Consider the following 3,033-nt stretch of genomic DNA (forward strand, 5'->3'; position numbering starts at 1 on the left):
GGGTTGATGACCGCGCTGACGCTCGCGCATGAACCTTCCGTGATCGTCACTCGCGCGGCCCTTGGCGCGGAAACATCGAGCGCCTGGGCGCAGGGCGGCATCGCCGCCGGTGTCGGCGCCGACGATAGCGCGGCACTGCATCTTGCCGATACGCTTGCCGCCGGCGACGGGCTCTGCGATCCGGCCATTGCCGCCGACATCATCGCCGAGGCGCCGGCAGCGATTGCCGCGCTGGAGCAAGCCGGCGTGCGTTTCGACCGGAATACCGCAGGAGACCTCTCGCTCGGGCTGGAGGCGGCCCATAATCGCCGCCGCATCGTCCATGCCGAAGGCGATGGCTCGGGTGCGGCGATCATCGCCGCGCTGATCCAGGCGGTGATGAAAACRCCGGCTATATCAGTGCTCGAAGGCTTCGAGGCGCGGCGGATTGTGATGGATGGCGAGCAGGTCGCCGGCCTGCTCTGCGCGACCGCGAATGGCGCCGCCATTCTGCCCACTTCACGGGTGGTGCTCGCCACCGGCGGCATTGGCGGGCTTTACGACGCGACCACCAATCCGATGGGCAATTTTGGCCAGGGGATCGCGCTCGCAGCAAGGGCCGGTGCCGCGCTCGCCGATATGGAATTCGTCCAGTTCCATCCAACTGCACTCGATTCACGCCGCAGGCCGCTGGCGCTCATCAGCGAGGCAGTGCGCGGGGAGGGGGCTTTGCTCGTCAACGAACGCGGCGAACGGTTCATGGCCCGCATTCCAGGGGCCGAGCTTGCACCGCGTGACGTGGTGGCGCGGGCGATCAGCGCCGAAATCGCCCGCGGCGGACGAGTCTTTCTCGATGCCCGCGATGCTCTCGGCAGCCGCTTTGCCGCTCGCTTTCCTGTCATCTCGAGCCTTTGCGGCGAGGCCGGCATCGATCCGGCGAGAGACCTCATTCCTGTGCGCCCGGCCGTTCACTATCACATGGGCGGCGTGGCCACGGATGCAAATGGCCGCAGCTCGCTTCCCGGTCTCTGGGTCGCCGGAGAGGCGGCCTCGACCGGCCTGCACGGCGCAAACCGGCTTGCCAGCAATTCGCTGCTGGAGGCGGCTGTCATGGGCATGCGGGCTGCACGCGACATTTCGGGCATGCCGGCAAGTGGTGCCGGCACTATCTCCGCCGGGAGTCTCCCGGCGCCGACCGATGCGTCATTGGTGCGGCCGATCGTCTCGCGCCATCTCGGCGTGTTGCGCAATGCCGGCGCCATTCATGGCGCGATCGCCTCCCTGCTGCCGCTGGCCGAAGGCAACGGCACTGCCGCCGATCCGGCTATCGTCGCGCTGCTGATCGCCGTCTTTGCCAGCCTGCGAATGGAATCGCGCGGTGCCCATGCCCGCACCGACTTTCCGCTGAAGCTCGCCAATGCCAACCGGCGCCAGATGCACCTTTCCCAAGCGCTGGAGATCGCCCGCGCGACGCCGCCCTATGCCCTTGCAAGGAGTGCCTGAGATGAGCCTTGTTCCCCTTCCGCGCCTGATCGTCGAACCCTTGGTGCGGGCCGCCCTTCTCGAAGATCTCGGTCTTGCCGGCGATATCACCTCGGCATCGGTTATCCCTCGCGATCACCACTCGACGGTGGTGATCGCGGCCCGCCAGCCGGGCGTGATTGCCGGTCTCGATGCGGCCGAACTCGCCTTCGCTCTCGTCGATCCAGAGATCGTCATGCGCCGCCATCTCCAGGATGGCGACGCGGTCAAGCCCGGCGACGTGATCGCCACCATCGAAGGCCCCTCGCGTGGCCTGCTGAGCGCCGAGCGCACCGCGCTGAATTTCCTCGGTCACCTCTCTGGCATCGCCACAGTGACGGCAGGTATCGCCGCCGCCATCAGGGGCACCAAGGCTTCCGTCGCCTGCACGCGCAAGACGACGCCGGGCCTCAGGGCGCTGGAGAAATATGCGGTGCGAGCCGGTGGCGGCATGAATCACCGTTTCGCGCTTTATGACGCAGTGCTGATCAAGGACAATCACGTCGCCATCGCCGGTGGGGTCGCTGAAGCGATCCGCCGGGCGCGGGCAGGCGTCGGCCATATGGTGAAGATCGAGGTCGAAGTGGACACCCTCGATCAGCTGCAAGAAGCGATGGACATCGGCGTCGACGCCGTTCTGCTCGACAACATGACGCCCGATCAGCTGCGCGAAGCCGTCGCTATCGTCGCCGGCCGAGCCATCACCGAAGCATCCGGGCGCGTCACGCCGATTACGGCCGCCGCAATCGCTGCTTCCGGTGTCGACCTCATTTCCGTCGGCTGGCTGACACACAGCGCCCCGGTGCTGGATATCGGGCTCGATTTCGTCGAGGCCGCGGCCGCAACAGGGGTTAGCCCGAAACGGATTGCACAGGCGCTGTGATCCCTCAAGCCTGCTTCGGCTGGGCTTCTTTGTCGCTGTCGAATTCCAGCAGTTCGATCATGACGCCGAGATCGGGCACCGTGTCGTAATAGGCATAGCGCCCGTGGCCACCGTCGAATTCGCCACGCTGGAGCAGACGGTGGCCCTTGTCTTCGAGATAGCGATTTCGCTTGGTAAGATTCCTCGTCTTGAAGGCGATGTGGTGACAGCCCGGCCCTTTCTCCTCCAGCAGGTCACGCCAGGCGCTTTTCTCCGGGCCGGGCTGCAGGAACTCGACATCGATATTGCCGAACTTGAACATGATGATGCGGCAGCCGACCTCGGCGGGCTTGCCGTTGTAGATCGCCTTCGCCTCATCCGGCTCGGCGGCTTTGCCTTCTGCCGGAACCGGCTTGCCGGTCAGTTCCGAGAACCAGGCAGCGGATTTCTGCACATCGTCGGTCACGAAGCAGATCTGCATGACGGCATCTTCTTCAAGCAAACGCTTGTCCATCGGTATTCCTTTCTGCAATGGGGTGGGGACGGCCCGCCGTTTCGGAAACGGACCGCCCCTTCGGGAGAAACCTCGAGCCGCTCTAGAGCAATTCCAGGAAAAGTGCGAAGCGGTTTTCCGTCCGGAATTGCGTAAAAACAAAAGGATAGAGCAGTTC

At 65.1% G+C, this 3,033-nt stretch carries 4 protein-coding genes; 3 read left to right on the plus strand and 1 reads right to left on the minus strand.

The genetic code is table 11. The annotated features are described in order from the left end of the window. The coding region (locus AC1D1Z_RS35735; RefSeq protein ID WP_477853525.1) for an L-aspartate oxidase at nucleotides 1–1,482 on the plus strand (1,482 nt) is incomplete at its 5' end. After that, nucleotides 1,460–2,383 (plus strand): carboxylating nicotinate-nucleotide diphosphorylase, encoded by a 924-nt coding sequence (nadC, locus tag AC1D1Z_RS35740; protein WP_477853527.1) that lies wholly within the window; start codon nucleotides 1,460–1,462, stop codon nucleotides 2,381–2,383. The genes AC1D1Z_RS35735 and nadC, both read left to right, overlap by 23 nt. Before the next feature lie 4 nt (nucleotides 2,384–2,387). On the opposite strand, the gene AC1D1Z_RS35745 is transcribed toward nadC, so the two are convergent. After that, a complete protein-coding gene (locus AC1D1Z_RS35745) occupies nucleotides 2,388–2,843 on the minus strand; it encodes a VOC family protein (protein ID WP_477853529.1) in 456 nt (151 codons plus the stop codon). On the opposite strand from AC1D1Z_RS35745, the gene AC1D1Z_RS35750 reads away from it, so the two are divergent. Next, nucleotides 2,842–3,033 (plus strand): hypothetical protein (locus AC1D1Z_RS35750; RefSeq protein WP_477853531.1); only part of this gene is annotated, 192 nt, incomplete at its 3' end. The two genes, AC1D1Z_RS35745 and AC1D1Z_RS35750, sit on opposite strands and share 2 nt — an antisense overlap.

Source organism: Rhizobium sp. P1_E1, from assembly GCF_056406015.1.

Coding starts and splice junctions, on each gene's coding strand:
- AC1D1Z_RS35745 (WP_477853529.1), bottom strand. CDS start 2,843: ATGCAGATCTGCTTCGTGACCGACGATGTGCAGAAATCCGCTGCCTGG.
- nadC (WP_477853527.1), top strand. CDS start 1,460: ATGCCCTTGCAAGGAGTGCCTGAGATGAGCCTTGTTCCCCTTCCGCGC.